The organism is Bradyrhizobium sp. JHI2711 (assembly GCF_056156565.1).
The window spans coordinates 407,319-422,255 of sequence record NZ_JBPZPT010000003.1 but is presented as its reverse complement, the minus strand read 5'-3'; the positions used below and the strand labels follow the sequence as shown (position 1 = coordinate 422,255).

General features: G+C 62.4%; 17 protein-coding genes and 1 tRNA gene. 6 read left to right on the top strand and 12 right to left on the bottom strand.

Annotated features, from left to right (window positions below; all coding sequences use genetic code 11):
- Nucleotides 1–544 precede the first annotated feature (544 nt).
- Nucleotides 545–979 carry a phasin gene (locus ACTEK7_RS24240; RefSeq protein ID WP_036030951.1) on the top strand — a complete coding sequence of 145 codons (435 nt, stop codon included), beginning with the start codon at nucleotides 545–547 and terminating at the stop codon, nucleotides 977–979.
- A gap of 458 nt (nucleotides 980–1,437) precedes the next feature.
- A tRNA-His gene (locus tag ACTEK7_RS24235) sits at nucleotides 1,438–1,514 on the top strand.
- A 60-nt stretch (nucleotides 1,515–1,574) separates the two neighbouring features.
- Here ACTEK7_RS24235 and ACTEK7_RS24230 read toward each other — a convergent pair.
- The 3 genes from ACTEK7_RS24230 to ACTEK7_RS24220 all read right to left on the bottom strand — a co-directional run bounded on the left by ACTEK7_RS24230 (nucleotide 1,575) and on the right by ACTEK7_RS24220 (nucleotide 3,606).
- Complete coding sequence (locus tag ACTEK7_RS24230; protein WP_225148072.1) at nucleotides 1,575–2,153, bottom strand: hypothetical protein; 579 nt, start codon at nucleotides 2,151–2,153, stop codon at nucleotides 1,575–1,577.
- 352 nt (nucleotides 2,154–2,505) lie between these two features.
- A complete protein-coding gene (locus ACTEK7_RS24225) occupies nucleotides 2,506–3,087 on the bottom strand; it encodes a hypothetical protein (protein ID WP_225148071.1) in 582 nt (193 codons plus the stop codon).
- Between the two features lie 114 nt (nucleotides 3,088–3,201).
- Nucleotides 3,202–3,606: a nuclear transport factor 2 family protein gene (locus ACTEK7_RS24220; protein ID WP_225148070.1), complete on the bottom strand. Its 405-nt coding sequence runs from the start codon at nucleotides 3,604–3,606 to the stop codon at nucleotides 3,202–3,204.
- A 706-nt stretch (nucleotides 3,607–4,312) separates the two neighbouring features.
- On the opposite strand from ACTEK7_RS24220, the gene ACTEK7_RS24215 reads away from it, so the two are divergent.
- Nucleotides 4,313–4,810: a DinB family protein gene (locus tag ACTEK7_RS24215; protein ID WP_225148069.1), complete on the top strand. Its 498-nt coding sequence runs from the start codon at nucleotides 4,313–4,315 to the stop codon at nucleotides 4,808–4,810.
- Nucleotides 4,811–4,842: 32 nt separating this feature from the next.
- On the opposite strand, the gene ACTEK7_RS24210 is transcribed toward ACTEK7_RS24215, so the two are convergent.
- The 3 genes from ACTEK7_RS24210 to ACTEK7_RS24200 all read right to left on the bottom strand — a co-directional run bounded on the left by ACTEK7_RS24210 (nucleotide 4,843) and on the right by ACTEK7_RS24200 (nucleotide 7,494).
- A complete protein-coding gene (locus ACTEK7_RS24210) occupies nucleotides 4,843–5,247 on the bottom strand; it encodes a nuclear transport factor 2 family protein (protein WP_225148068.1) in 405 nt (134 codons plus the stop codon).
- Between the two features lie 154 nt (nucleotides 5,248–5,401).
- Complete coding sequence (locus tag ACTEK7_RS24205) at nucleotides 5,402–6,325, bottom strand: HpcH/HpaI aldolase/citrate lyase family protein (RefSeq protein WP_225148067.1); 924 nt, start codon at nucleotides 6,323–6,325, stop codon at nucleotides 5,402–5,404.
- A gap of 2 nt (nucleotides 6,326–6,327) precedes the next feature.
- Nucleotides 6,328–7,494, bottom strand: a complete 1,167-nt coding sequence (locus ACTEK7_RS24200) for a CaiB/BaiF CoA transferase family protein (RefSeq protein ID WP_225148066.1) — start codon at nucleotides 7,492–7,494, stop codon at nucleotides 6,328–6,330.
- 361 nt (nucleotides 7,495–7,855) lie between these two features.
- On the opposite strand from ACTEK7_RS24200, the gene ACTEK7_RS24195 reads away from it, so the two are divergent.
- Both ACTEK7_RS24195 and ACTEK7_RS24190 read left to right on the top strand, forming a co-directional pair.
- The gene (locus ACTEK7_RS24195; RefSeq protein ID WP_036009533.1) at nucleotides 7,856–8,206 is read left to right on the top strand and encodes a hypothetical protein; all 351 of its coding nucleotides are present in this window, start codon (nucleotides 7,856–7,858) and stop codon (nucleotides 8,204–8,206) included.
- 388 nt (nucleotides 8,207–8,594) lie between these two features.
- Complete coding sequence (locus tag ACTEK7_RS24190) at nucleotides 8,595–9,272, top strand: ParA family protein (protein WP_025032179.1); 678 nt, start codon at nucleotides 8,595–8,597, stop codon at nucleotides 9,270–9,272.
- Between the two features lie 68 nt (nucleotides 9,273–9,340).
- On the opposite strand, the gene ACTEK7_RS24185 is transcribed toward ACTEK7_RS24190, so the two are convergent.
- From ACTEK7_RS24185 to trxB, 5 genes are all read right to left on the bottom strand, one after another.
- Entirely contained in the window at nucleotides 9,341–9,469 is a 129-nt protein-coding gene (locus ACTEK7_RS24185) for a hypothetical protein (protein ID WP_260345777.1), read from the bottom strand.
- Nucleotides 9,470–9,616: 147 nt separating this feature from the next.
- Nucleotides 9,617–9,766, bottom strand: coding sequence for a hypothetical protein (locus tag ACTEK7_RS24180; protein ID WP_167361666.1), 150 nt, complete (start codon nucleotides 9,764–9,766; stop codon nucleotides 9,617–9,619).
- Between the two features lie 289 nt (nucleotides 9,767–10,055).
- A complete protein-coding gene (locus ACTEK7_RS24175; protein ID WP_225148065.1) occupies nucleotides 10,056–10,964 on the bottom strand; it encodes a 4-hydroxy-tetrahydrodipicolinate synthase family protein in 909 nt (302 codons plus the stop codon).
- A 446-nt stretch (nucleotides 10,965–11,410) separates the two neighbouring features.
- Nucleotides 11,411–12,334 carry a LysR family transcriptional regulator gene (locus tag ACTEK7_RS24170; protein ID WP_025032176.1) on the bottom strand — a complete coding sequence of 308 codons (924 nt, stop codon included), beginning with the start codon at nucleotides 12,332–12,334 and terminating at the stop codon, nucleotides 11,411–11,413.
- Nucleotides 12,335–12,338: 4 nt separating this feature from the next.
- Nucleotides 12,339–13,304 carry a thioredoxin-disulfide reductase gene (gene trxB, locus ACTEK7_RS24165; RefSeq protein ID WP_036009535.1) on the bottom strand — a complete coding sequence of 322 codons (966 nt, stop codon included), beginning with the start codon at nucleotides 13,302–13,304 and terminating at the stop codon, nucleotides 12,339–12,341.
- Between the two features lie 266 nt (nucleotides 13,305–13,570).
- Between trxB and ACTEK7_RS24160 the strand changes: the two genes are divergently transcribed.
- On the top strand, nucleotides 13,571–14,050 hold the full coding sequence (locus tag ACTEK7_RS24160) for an Lrp/AsnC family transcriptional regulator (protein WP_008135853.1): 480 nt from the start codon (nucleotides 13,571–13,573) through the stop codon (nucleotides 14,048–14,050).
- 239 nt (nucleotides 14,051–14,289) lie between these two features.
- On the opposite strand, the gene greA is transcribed toward ACTEK7_RS24160, so the two are convergent.
- Nucleotides 14,290–14,763, bottom strand: coding sequence for a transcription elongation factor GreA (gene greA / locus ACTEK7_RS24155; protein WP_036009537.1), 474 nt, complete (start codon nucleotides 14,761–14,763; stop codon nucleotides 14,290–14,292).
- Nucleotides 14,764–14,937: the final 174 nt, after the last annotated feature.

Sequence of the window (14,937 nt, the reverse complement as noted above, 5' to 3'; positions counted from 1 at the left end):
TTGCATCCAAGGGATTCAAGGGGTGGGGCGCTTGCGAAGAGACGCACCCGCGCGGCATCTCAGGTGCCCATCCTCCCCTGGAGGGTCCGGGACGAGGGTAGCTCGCCCGTGGATCGGTTCGCACGCAGCGAAGCGGAGAGCGAACCGAGGTGGGGTGACAGTCTCTCCCCACAGGCGGTCCCCGAGTGGAGAGCTCACCCCACCCCGGCTCGCATCGCTGACGCGTTGCGAGCCGACCCTCCCCCTGCAGGGGAGGGTTAAGAGCGCGTGTGTTGCCGGGCGCATCCCACTACCTCAACCCCCGGTTCCCCCATACCGGAACCTCATCCTCCCCGAGATTAAATTTCGCATCGCACCCCTCTGCCGCGTTGCGATGCACAATGTTGACATGATAGGCAGCCATAATTCTGGCGCTGGGCGAGCCATCACCTTTGTTTCGCGTTTCCAGTCTTCGTACCCGCTCAATGCGCAGGGCCCATGGTCGGGGCCGGCGGGCGCGCCAGAAAGGCTCACTCCATTTTTTCAATTAGCGTGAGGGACCAACATGACAGGTGCGACTGATCCGTTTTCTGCCTCGATCATCCCGTTCGAGGTTCCCGAGCAGGTGCGTGCGTTCGCCGAGAAGGGCGCGGCGCAGGCCCGCGAGAACTACGCCAAGTTCAAGGACGCCGCCGAGACCCATAACGGCACCGTCGAGGCCGTGTTCACCTCGGCCTCCAAGGGCGCGAGCGAGTACACCGCCAAGCTGGTCGAGTTCATGAAGGCCAATTCGAGCGCCCAGCTCGACTTCGCCCAGCAGCTGTTCGGCGCCAAGTCGCCGACCGAAGCGATGGAGCTGTGGACCGGCCACGCCCGCAAGCAGCTCGAGACCTACCAGGCCCAGGCCAAGGAGCTGGTCGAGCTCACCCAGCGCGTCGCCAATGAGACCGCCGAGCCGATCAAGGCCAGCGCCTCCAAGTACTATCCGTCCGCCGCCTGAGCGGTCGGATCGATGTAAGCCAGCGAAACCCGGGCCCGAAAGGCCCGGGTTTTTTCTTCGCCTCTCCCGCTTCCCCATGCGGAAATCCAAGAATGGTCGTCATGCCCGGGCTTGTCCCGCCTGCGCGGCCGAAGCCGCTTCGGCGCGGCGAAGGCCCGGGCATCCACGTTCTTGGTGCCGCGGGCATAAGCCGTGGATAGCCGGGACAAGCCCGGCCATGACGATGTGGAGGCGAAGCGCCATAACCGCGTCATATGCGGCCGCGCTAGCGGCACAGGGGAGCGCAACACTCCGAGCCCGCCACCCCGCCCGATTTCCCCGCACCGACGATGATTTCACCCGGTTTTTCACCCCATTGCGGCCTTGCCAAACCGGGCCGTTGCACCTAGTTTCCGCCCCGTCCAGCCCCCTCAGGCATCAAGCCTTTTCAGGCAGCCCAAGGCGCGGCTCGCAAGGATGCAGTTGTAGCTCAGTTGGTTAGAGCGCCTGTCTGTGGAACAGGAGGTCGGTGGTTCGAGCCCACCCAACTGTACCAGCGATCGATCGTTTAGCGCACAATGTTTGTTCGATTTAGTAGCGCGACGAGCCGGATGCGCTACAGTTCCATCGTAAAGACTCTTGAACCTTGAACTACGACTTTGAACATTCTTCCGTCCGCCTCGATCTGGAGGATATGTATTGTGGCTCCCTGAACTTGATCCAGTGGCGGGTCAATAGTTGACACGGGACTTCGATCAGCTTGCCATACTTCAGGGGAGTCGTTGACCCAATTTAGGAGCGAGTCGGTGTGATATCCGACAAGACGTACCGTGTCCGGCAATCTGCCGAGGGCCAATCGAAGTCCATCCATCGCAAGTATAGCAGCGCCCTCACGATCGAATATCGCTCCGCGGTCAATAAACGGTCCCAGTCTCTTAAAGAGCTTCTGCCAAGCCTCTATGTTCTCTTCGATCTTCTTGCCGCTGAACAAGACTGCAATGGCTGCAACAACGGGCCATGCATCGGTCAGCACGGTCCAGAAGGCCTGTTCACTAGCGCCTGTGCCGATATCGGTTTCTTCAAAAGGAAGTTGAAACTCAGCGACCAGCGTATCGCGGAACCTTGCAGATGAGTCTTCACACTCGGCGTTAGTTGGGTCAGGGATATAGACTTTCAAAGCGGGCGCTGGGTGCATAAGATTTTCTCATACTCTGCAAATGAATAAGGGCGGCAATTATGGACACGCCTTGCCGTGAATGCGTCCCCGTTGTTACGCCTGCCACCATAGCTCCTCTATCGCAACGACAAACCGAAGGTTGTGAGCTCCAATTGATTGGCAAGCTTCAAGTCTTGTAGTCCGGAGAGAACGCGCGTGACGCCGGTGAAGCGGTCCCCTTTGAATACTCGGTTACGCTGACAGTGCACGGGATTTCCACATATGTTACGGGGACAGTGCACAAATTGGCTATCGTGTAGGTCGCGGTATTCGCGACGCTAGCCACCGAGAATTAACTGCGTCACTCCGCCACTTGCGAGCTGTCCATTCTCTATTCATCGGACTTTAGTTCACCGGCCGATTGTGCAGAGGAATGCACGATGATCGCATTTGTGGTTGTTGCGCGCATAGAGACTGTGATTGTGGTCCCGATTGACGCGACGTGGCAGTCCAGCTTAAACGGAGGCTCTAGCGAGCGCTCAAAGCGCTCAATCTCCCTTTCTAAAAGGTCATAAATCGTTGCGCGCTCAGGCGGTCCCAGCTTTAGCGCGCCCCTGTCGGTTCGATCGGAGCCGAGATGCTGTATCTGCTGGTTGACTTTCTTGACTAGACCTGCGGGCACGAAATTCCCGGCCACTTTATAATCTTGCTTGGTGAAGTATCGAGGATCGAAGCCGCAATCGGTGTCATTCCTGAAGAACGCGACGAGATTTCGGGCGTGCAAGAAAAACGACTCGATAAAGGCATTCGCTTCGAGTTGGTCATGGTTGGATAGAAGCTTGCCGTAGAGTCCCCTGAGCATACTAATTTCGTAAGGTAAGTGCTCGCGTATGCACTCCTCATACTGAGTATCCGTGCCCGTACCGCTCTTGCGGATACGCTTTGCCTTCAACAATGCTTCCTTTCTAGTCATCTCCGCTTCTCGAGAAGTCAGAATTACGATGATAGTGCACTAATCTCCACAGGGCGCGCTATCTGGAAGTCCGACGCAATTTTGTGCGCCGTCACCGCAAATACGCGTAGTTTGTCACGCGATCACCGCTTTGACCTGCGCCGTATCCGCAAACTCGATCAGCTCGACGATCTTGCCATCCTGAAATCTGAACAGGTCCAAAAGCTCGGTGCTGAACGTCTTTCCAGTTGGATGGTAGCGGACGTCAACGCGGGAATGGACCGCGACGCGGTCACCGTCGACCAGCTCGGCAAGGATTTTGCGATTTTCGAAGCCGAAGTCCTCGATCAATTGACCGAAAGCCCCTCGCAGGGCTGGGTGACCCTGCACGCTTCCTGCCAGTTCGAGCGTGCTCTTGTCGCCCTTCAAAGTGAATGCGCCCTCGGGATGAAAGGTCGTCACCAAGCCCTCAACGTCATCGTCGCCGCGTGCGGCGTAGGCGTGCCGGATCGTTGCGAGCATGTCTTCGCGCTGTGCCATGTTACCCTCCCTACGACGTATCAAGGCACACTAGCGACCTTTGCGTGTAAACGCAAAACTATCGCGGGTGGTGCGAGGGCTCCAGCGCGCCGAAGCAGGATCGTTCGTTTTCGTTCCCCGATACTGCAAGAAAACGGCGGCGAGCACCGGCGAACCTTTTCACGACCCCAGGTGTTTGTAGCTGCGGCAGGACTGACAACGCTGAGGGATCTGAGCTATGAACGGTATCATCTATATCATCGGGCTGATCGTCGTGATTGCTGCGGTGCTCTCGTTCTTCGGCCTGCGCTAATGATGGACTGGGCGCAGCTAGGCCGTGAGGCGTCGCCGGCAAAGCCTTCGACGCCTCACCTCGCCACCACCCACACCATCACCGGCAGCGTCGTCGCCGCCAGCAGCGTGCCCAGCGCCACTGCGCCCAACGCCGGGTTCACCAGCCGCTGATACTGCACGCGAAGATGTACGCGTTCGCACCGGGCGGCATCGCCGCGAACAGCACGATGGCGCCGGCGGCGATCGGCGGCAGGCCCGGCAGCCTGGCCAGCATGAACGGATATTTCGGTGACAGTGCACCAACCCCCGATTCCGTAGGGGCGTCCCATTGACCACTGGTGACGACCAATTTTCTGCTGTCACCGTAACTTCCTCACGTCTGGGGCAACGTCCCGAGATCAGCCAACATCGACAACCTTTGGAGCCTGAGAAAATGATCTCAGCCGAATACTGCCGCCTTATGGCCCGCTACAATACTTGGCAGAACGCCTCTTTGGTAACGGCCGCCGACGGGCTGACCCACGAGGATCGCTGGCAAGACCGAGGGGCGTTCTTCCAGTCGATTGCAGCTACGTTGAACCATCTCTATTGGGCTGATGCCTTGATACTGGAGCGGCTGAAAGGGAACGCGCGTCCGGAGGAAACCATCAAGCATTCCCTCACAAGTCCCTCGGATTGGGATTCCTTCAAGGCGCTCCGCTTGCAACGGAACGAGGAAATCGAAGCGTGGTCAGCGCGATTGCGCGACGCGGACCTGAACGGGATGCTTTTCTGGTACCCTGGGGACGGTTCAACTCGAATCGAGAAGCCAAAGACGCTCGTTGCTATTCAACTCTTCAATCACCAGACCCACCATCGAGGTCAGGTCCACGCGATGTTGACGGCCGCGGGTGCAGCCCCGGAGCCGACTGACATTCATCTTCTGGCGTAACGCGAGGACGCTTCGATTCATCCCATTGCGCGTCAGGAGATCATCGCCTTGATCTGCGCCGTATCCGCAAACTCGACCAGCTCCGCGATCTTGCCATCCTGAAATGTGAACAGGTCCACGATCTCGGTGCTGACCGCTTTCCCGGTCGGGTGATAGCGCACGGTGACGCGGGAGTGGACGGCGACGCGATCGCCGTCGACCAGTTCGGCGAGGATCTCGCGGCCTTCGAAGCCGAAGCCTTCGGTGAATTGATGGAAAGCTTCGCGCAGGGTCGGGTGGCCCTGCATGCGTCCTGTCAATTCGAGCGCACTCTTGTCGCCCATCAGGGTGAATGCGCCCTCGGGATGAAAGGCCGTCACCAGACTATCGGTGTCGCCGCCGTCGCGCGCTGCGTAGCCGGCCCTGATCAATGCGAGCATGTCTTCGCGGTTTGCCATGTAGCCCCTCCCTGCAATATGTATCGGAGCAGCCTAGCGACCTTTGCGTGCAAAGGCAAAGTGATTGCAATCGTGCTGCGATTGCTCAGCGTGGCGCGATCCAGGCCCGTTAGCTGGCTGTACGGCGACACCGCCTCAGCGCGCGTTTCGATCCCTACGACCCCAGCCCAATGATCCTCCGCGCCATGCGCACATTGGCGTAGTCGATCATCTTGCCGTCCAGCGTCACCGCGCCCTGTCCCAGCGACTCGGCTTGCTCCATGGCTTCGACGATCCGCCGCGCCTGGGCCAGCTCTTCGGCCGAGGGCGTGAACGCGCGCAGCGTCGGCTCGATCTGGTCGGGGTGGATCACCTGCTTGCCGTCAAAGCCCATCGCCGCGGCCTTTTGCGCGCTGGCCTCGGTCAGCCCGGCATCGCGGAACGCGCCGCAGGGGCCGTCGATCGCGCGCAGGCCGCACGCGCGCGCGGCGACGAGCAGGCGCATCATCGGGTAGGCGAACAGGTCGAGCGGCGCGGAGGCGTAGCCGGTTTGCGCTGAGCCGACGTGGCGGTAGCCATCCGGCGAGATGCCGATGTCGGAGGTGCGGGCGCCGAGCGAGGCCGCGAGGTCGCCGACGCCGAGATGCAGCGCGGCCACGCTGTCGTGGCACGCGGCGAGGGCGTCGACATTGACGAGGCCGAGCGCGGTCTCGATCAGCAGCTCGAGCGTAACAGGCGCGGCCCGATCGGGCGCGGCCGCGTGCAGCTGACCGGCGATGGCGACGATGTCACTCACCCGCTCCGCCTTCGGCACGATCACGGCATCCAGCCGGGGCAGGGCCGCCAGGGTGCGGAGCTCCTCCGCGATGAACGGGCTGTCGACCGCATTGAGCCTGACCGCGACGTGCTTGTGGCCCCAGTCGAGCGAGGACAGCGCGCGGACGGCTTCCGTCAGCGCAACGCCCTTCTCCGCGGGCGGCACGGCGTCTTCGAGGTCCATGAACACCGCGTCCGCCGATGATGCCGCCGCCTTGGCGACGACACGGGCGCGATGTGCGGGGACGGCGAGATAAGCCCGCGTCGGGCGCTGCGAGGCCATTCTCACGCTCCCTCACCGAGGCCGAGTTCGCCGAGGATCTTCGCGTTGTGCTCGCCGACGTCAGGCACCGGATCCATCCGCGGCGTCACGCCGGGAATGGTGAGTGCGGGCAGGAAGCTCATCACCGGTCCGCACGGCGATCCCACGCGTCTCACCCGCGCGCGGGCGTGCAGCTGCTCATGAGCTAAGAAAGCCTCGACCGAGTTCAGGTGCGCGTTGGCAATCGCCGCTTCGTCCAGCAGCCGCAGCACTTCCTCGCTGGTCATCGATGCAAAGCGCTGCTCGATATGCGATTGCAACTCGTCACGGTTCTGCATGCGCAGCGGATTGGTGCGGAAGCGCGGGTCGTCGGCGAAGCCGGCATCATCAAGCACGATGCGGCACAGCGAGCGCCATTCCCGATCGTTCTGGATGCCGAAAAAGATCGTGTTGCCGTCGCCGACGCGGAACGGGCCGTAAGGCGCGATCGTCGCATGCTTGGCGCCGGTGCGCGGCAGCGGCCGGCCGGTACTCATCGTGTAGAACGCGGGATAGCTCATCCAGTCCGTGATGGAATCGAACAGCGAGGCCTGGAAGGCCGTGCCCTTGCCCGTGCGCTCGCGGGCGTACAGCGCCATCAGCACCCCGTTGAGGATGTACATGCCGGTGGCGATGTCGACGACGGATAGCCCGACCTTGGCCGGCTCAGCCTCGGTGCCGTTGATGGCGAGCACGCCGGCCTCGCACTGCACCAGGAGATCATAGGCCTTCTTGTCGCTGTAGGGGCCATCAGTGCCATAGCCGGAGACGTCGCAGGCGATCAGGCGCGGATATTTGCGCGTGAGCGATGCGGCATCGAGGCCGAGCCGCTCGGCCGCGCCGGGCGCGAGGTTCTGGATGAACACATCGGTGCGCGGCAGCAGGGCGTCGAGCACCTTGCGGCCCTCGGGGCTCTTGATGTCGATGGCGAGGCTTTCCTTGGAGCGGTTGGTCCAGACGAACTGGCTCGACATGCCGTTCATCACATGATCGTAGTCGCGGCAGAAATCGCCGCTGCCCGGCCGCTCGATCTTGATCACCCGCGCGCCCCAATCGGCGAGGTGCCGGCTCGCCAGCGGCGCCGCGATCGCCTGCTCCAGCGAAACCACCGTCACACCCGACAGCGGCAGCTCCGCTTCATTCCCCGTCATGTCATTGTCCTCCTCGTGTGCGCTTTTCGACCAGCGCAGGAGACAGGCCGGCCACCCCACGCGCATCTTCTTGAGGGTGACATGATGCCCCTGTTTTGCCCGACAAGTCAAATTTGGCTTCGAAAAATCCTAAAATTTGGCGACCTGAGTGTTTGCAATGACTTGGCTACTGTGCATGGGGTTGTTTTCGCACTTTTGTGTTTGGGGCCGACAGCGGCGCCTTCGTTTCGTTTCCCGGAACTGCCGAGGCCCCTGACCTGTTGCCGAGAGCGCACACGTGCCGGCTTTCGCACTTGCCCTCGGTTGCCAACGAACCGCCGTTCACCCACTATTCGCGCTGACTCGTGATGTGGGGGGATCGATGCCGGCGTTTCGCTTCAAGTCCTTTGCAAAGCCCTTGGCCGTTGCAAGCCTCGCGCTTGCCCTGGCCATCCTGGCGCTGCCGCGCGCCGGTTTCGCCTACACCCAGGAGGAGCAGCAGGCCTGCACGCCGGACGCGATGCGGCTGTGCGGCGAGTTCGTCCCGAACGTCGATGCCATCACCGCCTGCATGATCAAGAAGAAGGCGCAGCTCTCGCCGCAATGCGCGGTGTTCTTCCGCCGCGGACCGGCGCCGCGCGAGCAGCGCGCCGGCAAGCCGACCCAGATCGCGCCCAAGGCTGCGAAGAAGACCGCCAAGCCGGCGCCGAAGAAGAAATCCAGCCAAGGCTGAGCGCCCGGCGACCAAAGCCGCGCCATCGCGCGCTTTCCTCGTTCCGGCCCTGACATCGGCTTCGCGACAGATTGCGGACTCGTTTTGTTCGCACGACGCCGGAAGGCTTGCGTCGATCGACGGGCGCGCCTGAAAAGATGCGTGGGCAGGATTGCGCGGCAAGGTTGCATTCCACTTTGTCCCGCGCGTTGCTTAAAAAGCGCACAGACGCCCCGCACGGGCGGCATTTCGATGCGGCCCGTGTCTCCGTCCTGCGAAGCAGTGTGACTCAAAAGCCAACACGTCTTGTTATTTCGTGGCTGTCGCGCAGCTCCCGACAAATTTTTCTTTCACGAATCAGCGCGCTGATTCATTTTCGCGGCCTGGGGTCAATCTGGAGGCGGAAGGTATGAACGTCATTGTTTTCGCATCACGTAAAGGCGGTTCGGGCAAGAGTACCCTCGCCGCGCATCTCGCCGCGCAGATCAAGGCGAGCAAGCAGGTCATGCTGGTTGACGCCGATCCGCAGGGCTCCCTGACGCTGTGGCACAAGCTCCGCGGCACCAACGAGCCCCCGATCAAGGCTGCCGTCAACTCCGTCAGCGGCATCGTCTCCGCGGCCAAGCGCGACGGTTATGAATGGGTGTTGATCGACACGCCGCCGAACCTGTCGGCCGTCGTCGACGACGCGATCAAGAACGCCACCATGGTGGTCATCCCGGCGCGTCCCGGCGTGTTCGACGTCAACGCCGTGCAGGAAACCATCCAGATGTGCCGCGCGGCGCGCAAGCCCTACGCGGTCGTGCTCAACGGTGCCCCGGCCAAGCGCGACGAAGCCGAAAGCCCGATCGTCACCATCGCCCGCGAAGCACTGGCGAAATTCCGCGCTCCGGTGTGGGGCGGCCAGATCACCAATCGTTCGGATCTGCTGATGGCGCTCAGCCACGGCGAAGGCGCGCGCGAGTATCAGGCCGAGAGCCGTGCGGCTCAGGAAATCGCCAGGCTCTGGGCGGCGATCGAGCGTTCGGTGAAGGCTATCCGCGGCACCGCGTCGGCCTCCGGCGCAATGCACAAGCAGGCAGCTTAATTTTCATTGATCATGTCGAACGGCGAAAAACGCGCGGAAGTCCGCGCGTTTTGCGTTTCTGATTTCGCTCACGCCACCATCAGCATGTAGAACACGATGACCGGCGACAGGGTCAGGATTACCGACCAGATGCCGACGGCCCAGAGAATGTCCTCGGTGCTGAAGCCCTGCTGTTCGGCGTCGAAATGCGACGCCATTTCATTCTGACTATTCACAAACGCCCCCGCGATTTCTTCGCTTATGGACGTCAGTGATAGCAGCGATGTTTTAAGATCCGGATCGCATCTGCCCGTGCATTTTGAACACAGGTGCTACCACGGATTAACCATCCCGCGCGCGAAGCTTCAGCCGACCAGCCAGACACGAAACAGCAGCACCGGCATCAGGCCGAGCATCACGGCCCAGAACCCGAACGACGAGACGACGAGAATTCCCTTCAAGAGATCGGCGGGCGCGAACTGGCTCGCGGCGGTAGGCCGGGTGCGATACCCCATGGTCATTTCCCCTTCGGTAACTTTGGACAGAACGATAGGCGCAGTCACGTAAACGAGACGTGGATACGGATTGCGGCAGCTGCGAAGGCCGTTGGGGCGCGGTTAACCAAACGGGCACGCTTCACCCTCTCCCCTTGTGGGAGAGGGTGGCTCGCCGCGGAGCGGCGAGACGGGTGAGGGGTCTGTCTCCACACAAACAGTCTTGCGCTTGGAGAAAACCCCTCATCCGGCGCTTCGCGCCACCTTCTCCCACAAGGGGAGAAGGAAGAGCAGCGTGCACGGAGAGAAACTACGCCGCGATCGTCACCCGTCGCTCGATCTCGCGATCGATCGTTGCCGCGAGCTCGCTGCTCACTTCCACCATCGGCAGGCGCACCTCCGGGCTGTCGATCAGGCCGGATCGCCACAGCCAGTACTTCGCCGGCGCGGGGCTCGGCTCGGCGAACAACAGCCGCGTCAGCTCGGCGACCTCGTGCCAGCGCGCCAGCGCCGCATCGTGGTTGCCGCGCTTGTGCTCGCTATAGATTGCCGCGAACGTCGCGGTCTCGACATGGGCTGAGAGCACGATGCCGCCGTCAGCGCCGTCACTGAGCGCCACGAAGAAATTGGCGTCCTCGCCGGTGAGCACGCGAAAGCCCTTCGGCCGGTCGCGCAAGAGCGCGATCGATTGCTCCCGGCTCGCGCCGCAATCCTTCAGGCCGACGATGTTCTTGTGCTCGGCAAGGCGCAGCATGGTCTGGTTGGTGATGTTGACGGCGCAGCGATAGGGAATGTTGTAGAGCGCGATCGGCCATGCCGCGTGGTCGGCGAGCGCCTCGAAATGCGCCAGCAGGCCGCGCTGCGACGGCCGCACATAATAGGGGCTGGCGATCAGGTAACCGTCGATCGGCCAGTCCGCGGTCTCGTCGAGGCGCTCCTGCAGACGCGAGGTGTCCGCGCCCGACAGTCCGAGGCAGATCGGCAAGTTGCGGCCGGCGGTCGCCATCTCCTCGCGCACCACGGCGACGAGACGTTCGAGCTCGGCCGCGCGCAGTGTCATGCCTTCACCAGATGTCGCGCCCAGGATGAAGCCGTCGATGCCGTGCGCGCAATAGTGCCGGGTCAGCCGCCGCAGCGACCTCTCGTCCAGCGCGCCGTCCTGGAACGGCGTCACCAGCGGCAACCACAGCCCATGCAAGTGGTCTCGTAGTCCGGTCATGTTTCCATCTCCTTCTCGGGAAAAATGCCTGAGACGGAGGGCACATGAAAAAACCCCGTCCAGGCGGCGGGGTTTTCGGGATTGGCTCGCGATGACGAAGTCAGCTTAGCGCGCGCAATATTCCGAGGCCCCCGGATGGGGGCCTTTTTTCGAAACGATTGCGCACGACTTCGTGATCATGGGCGAATGATGCGGGGTATGCGCGGAACTGTCAACACACGCGGAGAGCGAAGCACATTTTGACGAAAAAAAGCCGGACCCGAGGGCCCGGCTTAGGTATTGGCCACGTGAGGCCGACACAATCACCTTCCAAGAGGGATTACTGAACTCCCGCGCCACTGGAGGAGGGGGACAAATGCGCAACGCGAAGGCTCAGCGTGCAAACATTATGGGCTTGCCGAGTGCCTTGCAGCAACAGCCGAGGCCGCATGTCAGTCATGCGGAAATCAGGACGGCCAGCGTTGCGCCTTGCTCACCACGAAGTCACGGAACACCTGCACGCGCGCGACCGTCTTCAACTCCTCGGGATAGACGAAGTAGGTGTCGAGCTGGATCGAGTCCGACTCGCCGAACAGCTGCACGAGCTTGCTCTGCTCCTCGACCAGGTAATCGGGCAGGGCGGCGATGCCGAGGCCCTGCGCGCAGGCGCGCACGAGACCGAGGATGTTGTTGACCTTGAAGTAGGCTTCGCGCGGACCCGAGCCGTTGCGCCCGGCTTCGATCAGCCAGTTGCGGTTTTGCAGGTGCGGCGCGAAGTTGCCGTCCGAGAGCGTGATGATGCGGTGGGAGTCGAGCTCCTCCAGCGTGCGCGGCGTGCCGAAGCGCTTGATGTATTCCGGCGAGCAATAGGCGTGGAAGCCCATCGCGAACAGCTTGCGCTGGATCAGATCCGGCTGGGTCGGCTTGCGGGTGCGGATCGCGACATCAGCCTCGCGCATCGACAGATCGAGCTCCTCGTCGGTGACGATCAGCGAGATGCGGATCTCCGGATAGAGCGCGGTGAATTCGCCGAGCCGCGGGATCAGCCAGTTGATGCCGACGCCGGGCGTGGTGGTGATCTTGAGATCGCCGCTCGGCCGCTCGCGGCTGTCGGTCAGCTTGGCGCGCGCCGCCTGCAGCTGCATGAACACGTCATGCGCCGTGCGGAACAACAGGTCGCCCTGCTCGGTAAGGATCAGGCCGCGGGCGTGGCGGTGGAACAGCGAGACCGAGAGCTCCTGCTCCAGCGCCGAGACCTGGCGCGACACCGCCGATTGCGACAGGCCAAGCTGCTCGCCCGCATGCGTGAAGCTGCCCGCTTCCGCCGCGGCGTGAAACACCTTCAGCTTGTCCCAGTCCATATCCGTAAATCCGTCGCGTGTTCGGGGCATGATTCTATTCCGCTGCCGCGCGCTCGCTGGCGCGAAGGGCCAAGAAACGTTCGGCTTCGAGTGCGGCCATGCAGCCGAGGCCGGCGGCCGTCACGGCCTGGCGATAGGTTTCGTCGGCGACGTCGCCGGCGGCGAACAGGCCGGGCACCGAGGTCGCGGTCGAGTTCGGGGCGACCTCGATATAGCCGGAGGGTTTCAGCTTGACCTGATCCTTGACCAGCTCGGTCGCGGGCGCATGCCCGATGGCGATGAAGATGCCGTCGGCCTTGACGTCCGTGAGCGCGCCGGTCTTGACGTTCTTGAGCCGGACATGAGTGACCTTGTTGGGATTCTCGGTGCCGCAGATCTCGTCGACCGCGGCGTCCCAGATCACCTTGATCTTCGGATGCTTGAACAGGCGCTCCTGCAGGATGCGCTCGGCCCGGAAATGATCGCGACGATGCACGATCGTGACCTGCGAGGCATGGTTGGTGAGGTACAGGGCTTCCTCGACTGCGGTGTTACCGCCGCCGACCACGATCACCTCCTTGCCACGGTAGAAGAAGCCGTCGCAGGTGGCGCAGGCCGACACGCCGCCGCCCTGGAACTTGGCTTCCGACGGCAGCCCGAGCCAGCGCGCCTGCGCGCCGGTGGCCAGGATCACGGTCTCGGCGAGATAGACGTCGCCAGAGTCGCAGGTGAGGCGGAACGGCCGCTGCGCCGTCTCCAGCTTGGTCACCAGGTCGGAGACGATCTTGGTGCCGACATGGACCGCCTGCTTCTCCATCTGCTCCATCAGCCAAGGGCCCTGGATCACGTCGGCGAAGCCTGGATAGTTCTCGACGTCGGTCGTGATGGTGAGCTGGCCGCCGGGCTGGATGCCCTGGATCAGGATCGGCTCAAGCATCGCGCGCGCGGCGTAGATCGCGGCGGTGTAGCCAGCGGGGCCGGAGCCGATGATGACGACCTTTGCATGAACAGGAGCGGACATTTCGATGGACGCCTTTCACGGGGGATTTGCAGCGCGGGCGCGGAATGTGCCGGGAGGCCTAGCGGAGGCGCTGAAATATCAGAGCTAATCTAAGCAATCTGGCGAGCCATGCAAGAATTGCATTCCCTATCGGCGGATTTTTCCAACAGGGAACAAAAGTCGATTGCGCTGCACGCGCAATAAAATTGCGCCGGCGGTGCGGATTGGGCTATGAGGATTTCGACAAGTCACCCAATACCGCCGCAAAGGCCAGGAGTTCCAATCACGTGTCGCGGAACCTAGACGAGATCGACCTGAAAATTCTCACCGAGATTCAGGCCGACGGTCGAATCACCAATGTCGAGCTGGCCAAGCGCGTCGGCATCTCGCCGCCCCCCTGTCTGCGCCGCGTCCGGGCGCTGGAGGAGGAGGGTTACATCCACGGCTATCGCGGCCTCCTGGACGCACGCAAGCTGGGCTTCGACGTGACCGTTTTCGCCGCCGTGCACCTGTCCAGCCAGGCCGAAGCGGATTTGCGCGCGTTCGAGGAGTTCGTCCGCGCCGAGCCCCTGGTGCGGGAATGCTGGATGCTGTCCGGCGAGGTCGATTTCATCCTGAAATGCGTCGCACCCGACATGGCGACTTTCCAGGATTTCGTCACGCATCTGACGGCGGCACCGCATGTCCGCAACGTGCGCACGTCATTGGTGCTGCACAATTCGAAGTACGAGGCGGCCGTGCCGCTCGAGGTGAAGGGACGACGGTAGGGTCTTCTCCCTCTCCCCGTTCTTACGGGGAGAGGTGAAGACCAGTCCACGGTCCTCTCCGTCATTGCGAGCGGAGCGAAGCAATCCAGTGTCTTTCCGCAGAGGCAGTCTGGATTGCTTCGCTCCGCTCGCAATGACGTGTGGTGAGAACGTGTGTCCGCCACAACTCCAGCAACACGCCAAAAAGGCCGCGCACTGCGCGGCCTTTTCGAAACGTCAGCAGACGCAGCAGCAAGTCCTTACCGCCACTCCACTTTGGTGATCTCGTACGCCTTGGCGCCGCCCGGCGTGTTGACCTCGACCGTGGCGCCCTTCTTCTTGCCGATCAATGCGCGCGCGAGCGGCGAGGTGATCGAGATCCGGCCCTTCTTGGCGTCCGCCTCGACCTCGCCGACGATCTGCCACACCGTCTTCTTCTCGGTATCCTCATCGACCAGCGTCACGGTGGCGCCGAACTTGATGGTGTCGCCGGAGAGCTTGGAGATGTCGATGATGTCGGCGCGCGCGAGCTTGTCCTCGAGCTCGGCGATGCGACCCTCATTGTGCGACTGCTCTTCCTTCGCGGCATGATATTCCGCGTTCTCCGACAGGTCTCCGTGCGAGCGCGCCTCCGCGATATGCTCGATGATCCGCGGACGGTCCACGGACTGGCGCTGCTTCAATTCTTCCCCGAGCGCGACAAAGCCGGCCTGGGTCATCGGAACCTTTTCCATCGTCTCTCTCGTCCTTCGATCGTGCGCCCCAGAATGCGGATGGGCGCCGCAACCTTGATTCGTCAGTCCTCCAGAGCCCAAAGAGGGGCTACCGGACCTTGACAGATATGGGCTTTAGCGCCGGAACAGAACTGCCACCTGGCCGGATCGGTTCCTCCGGCCATTGTGGCTTCA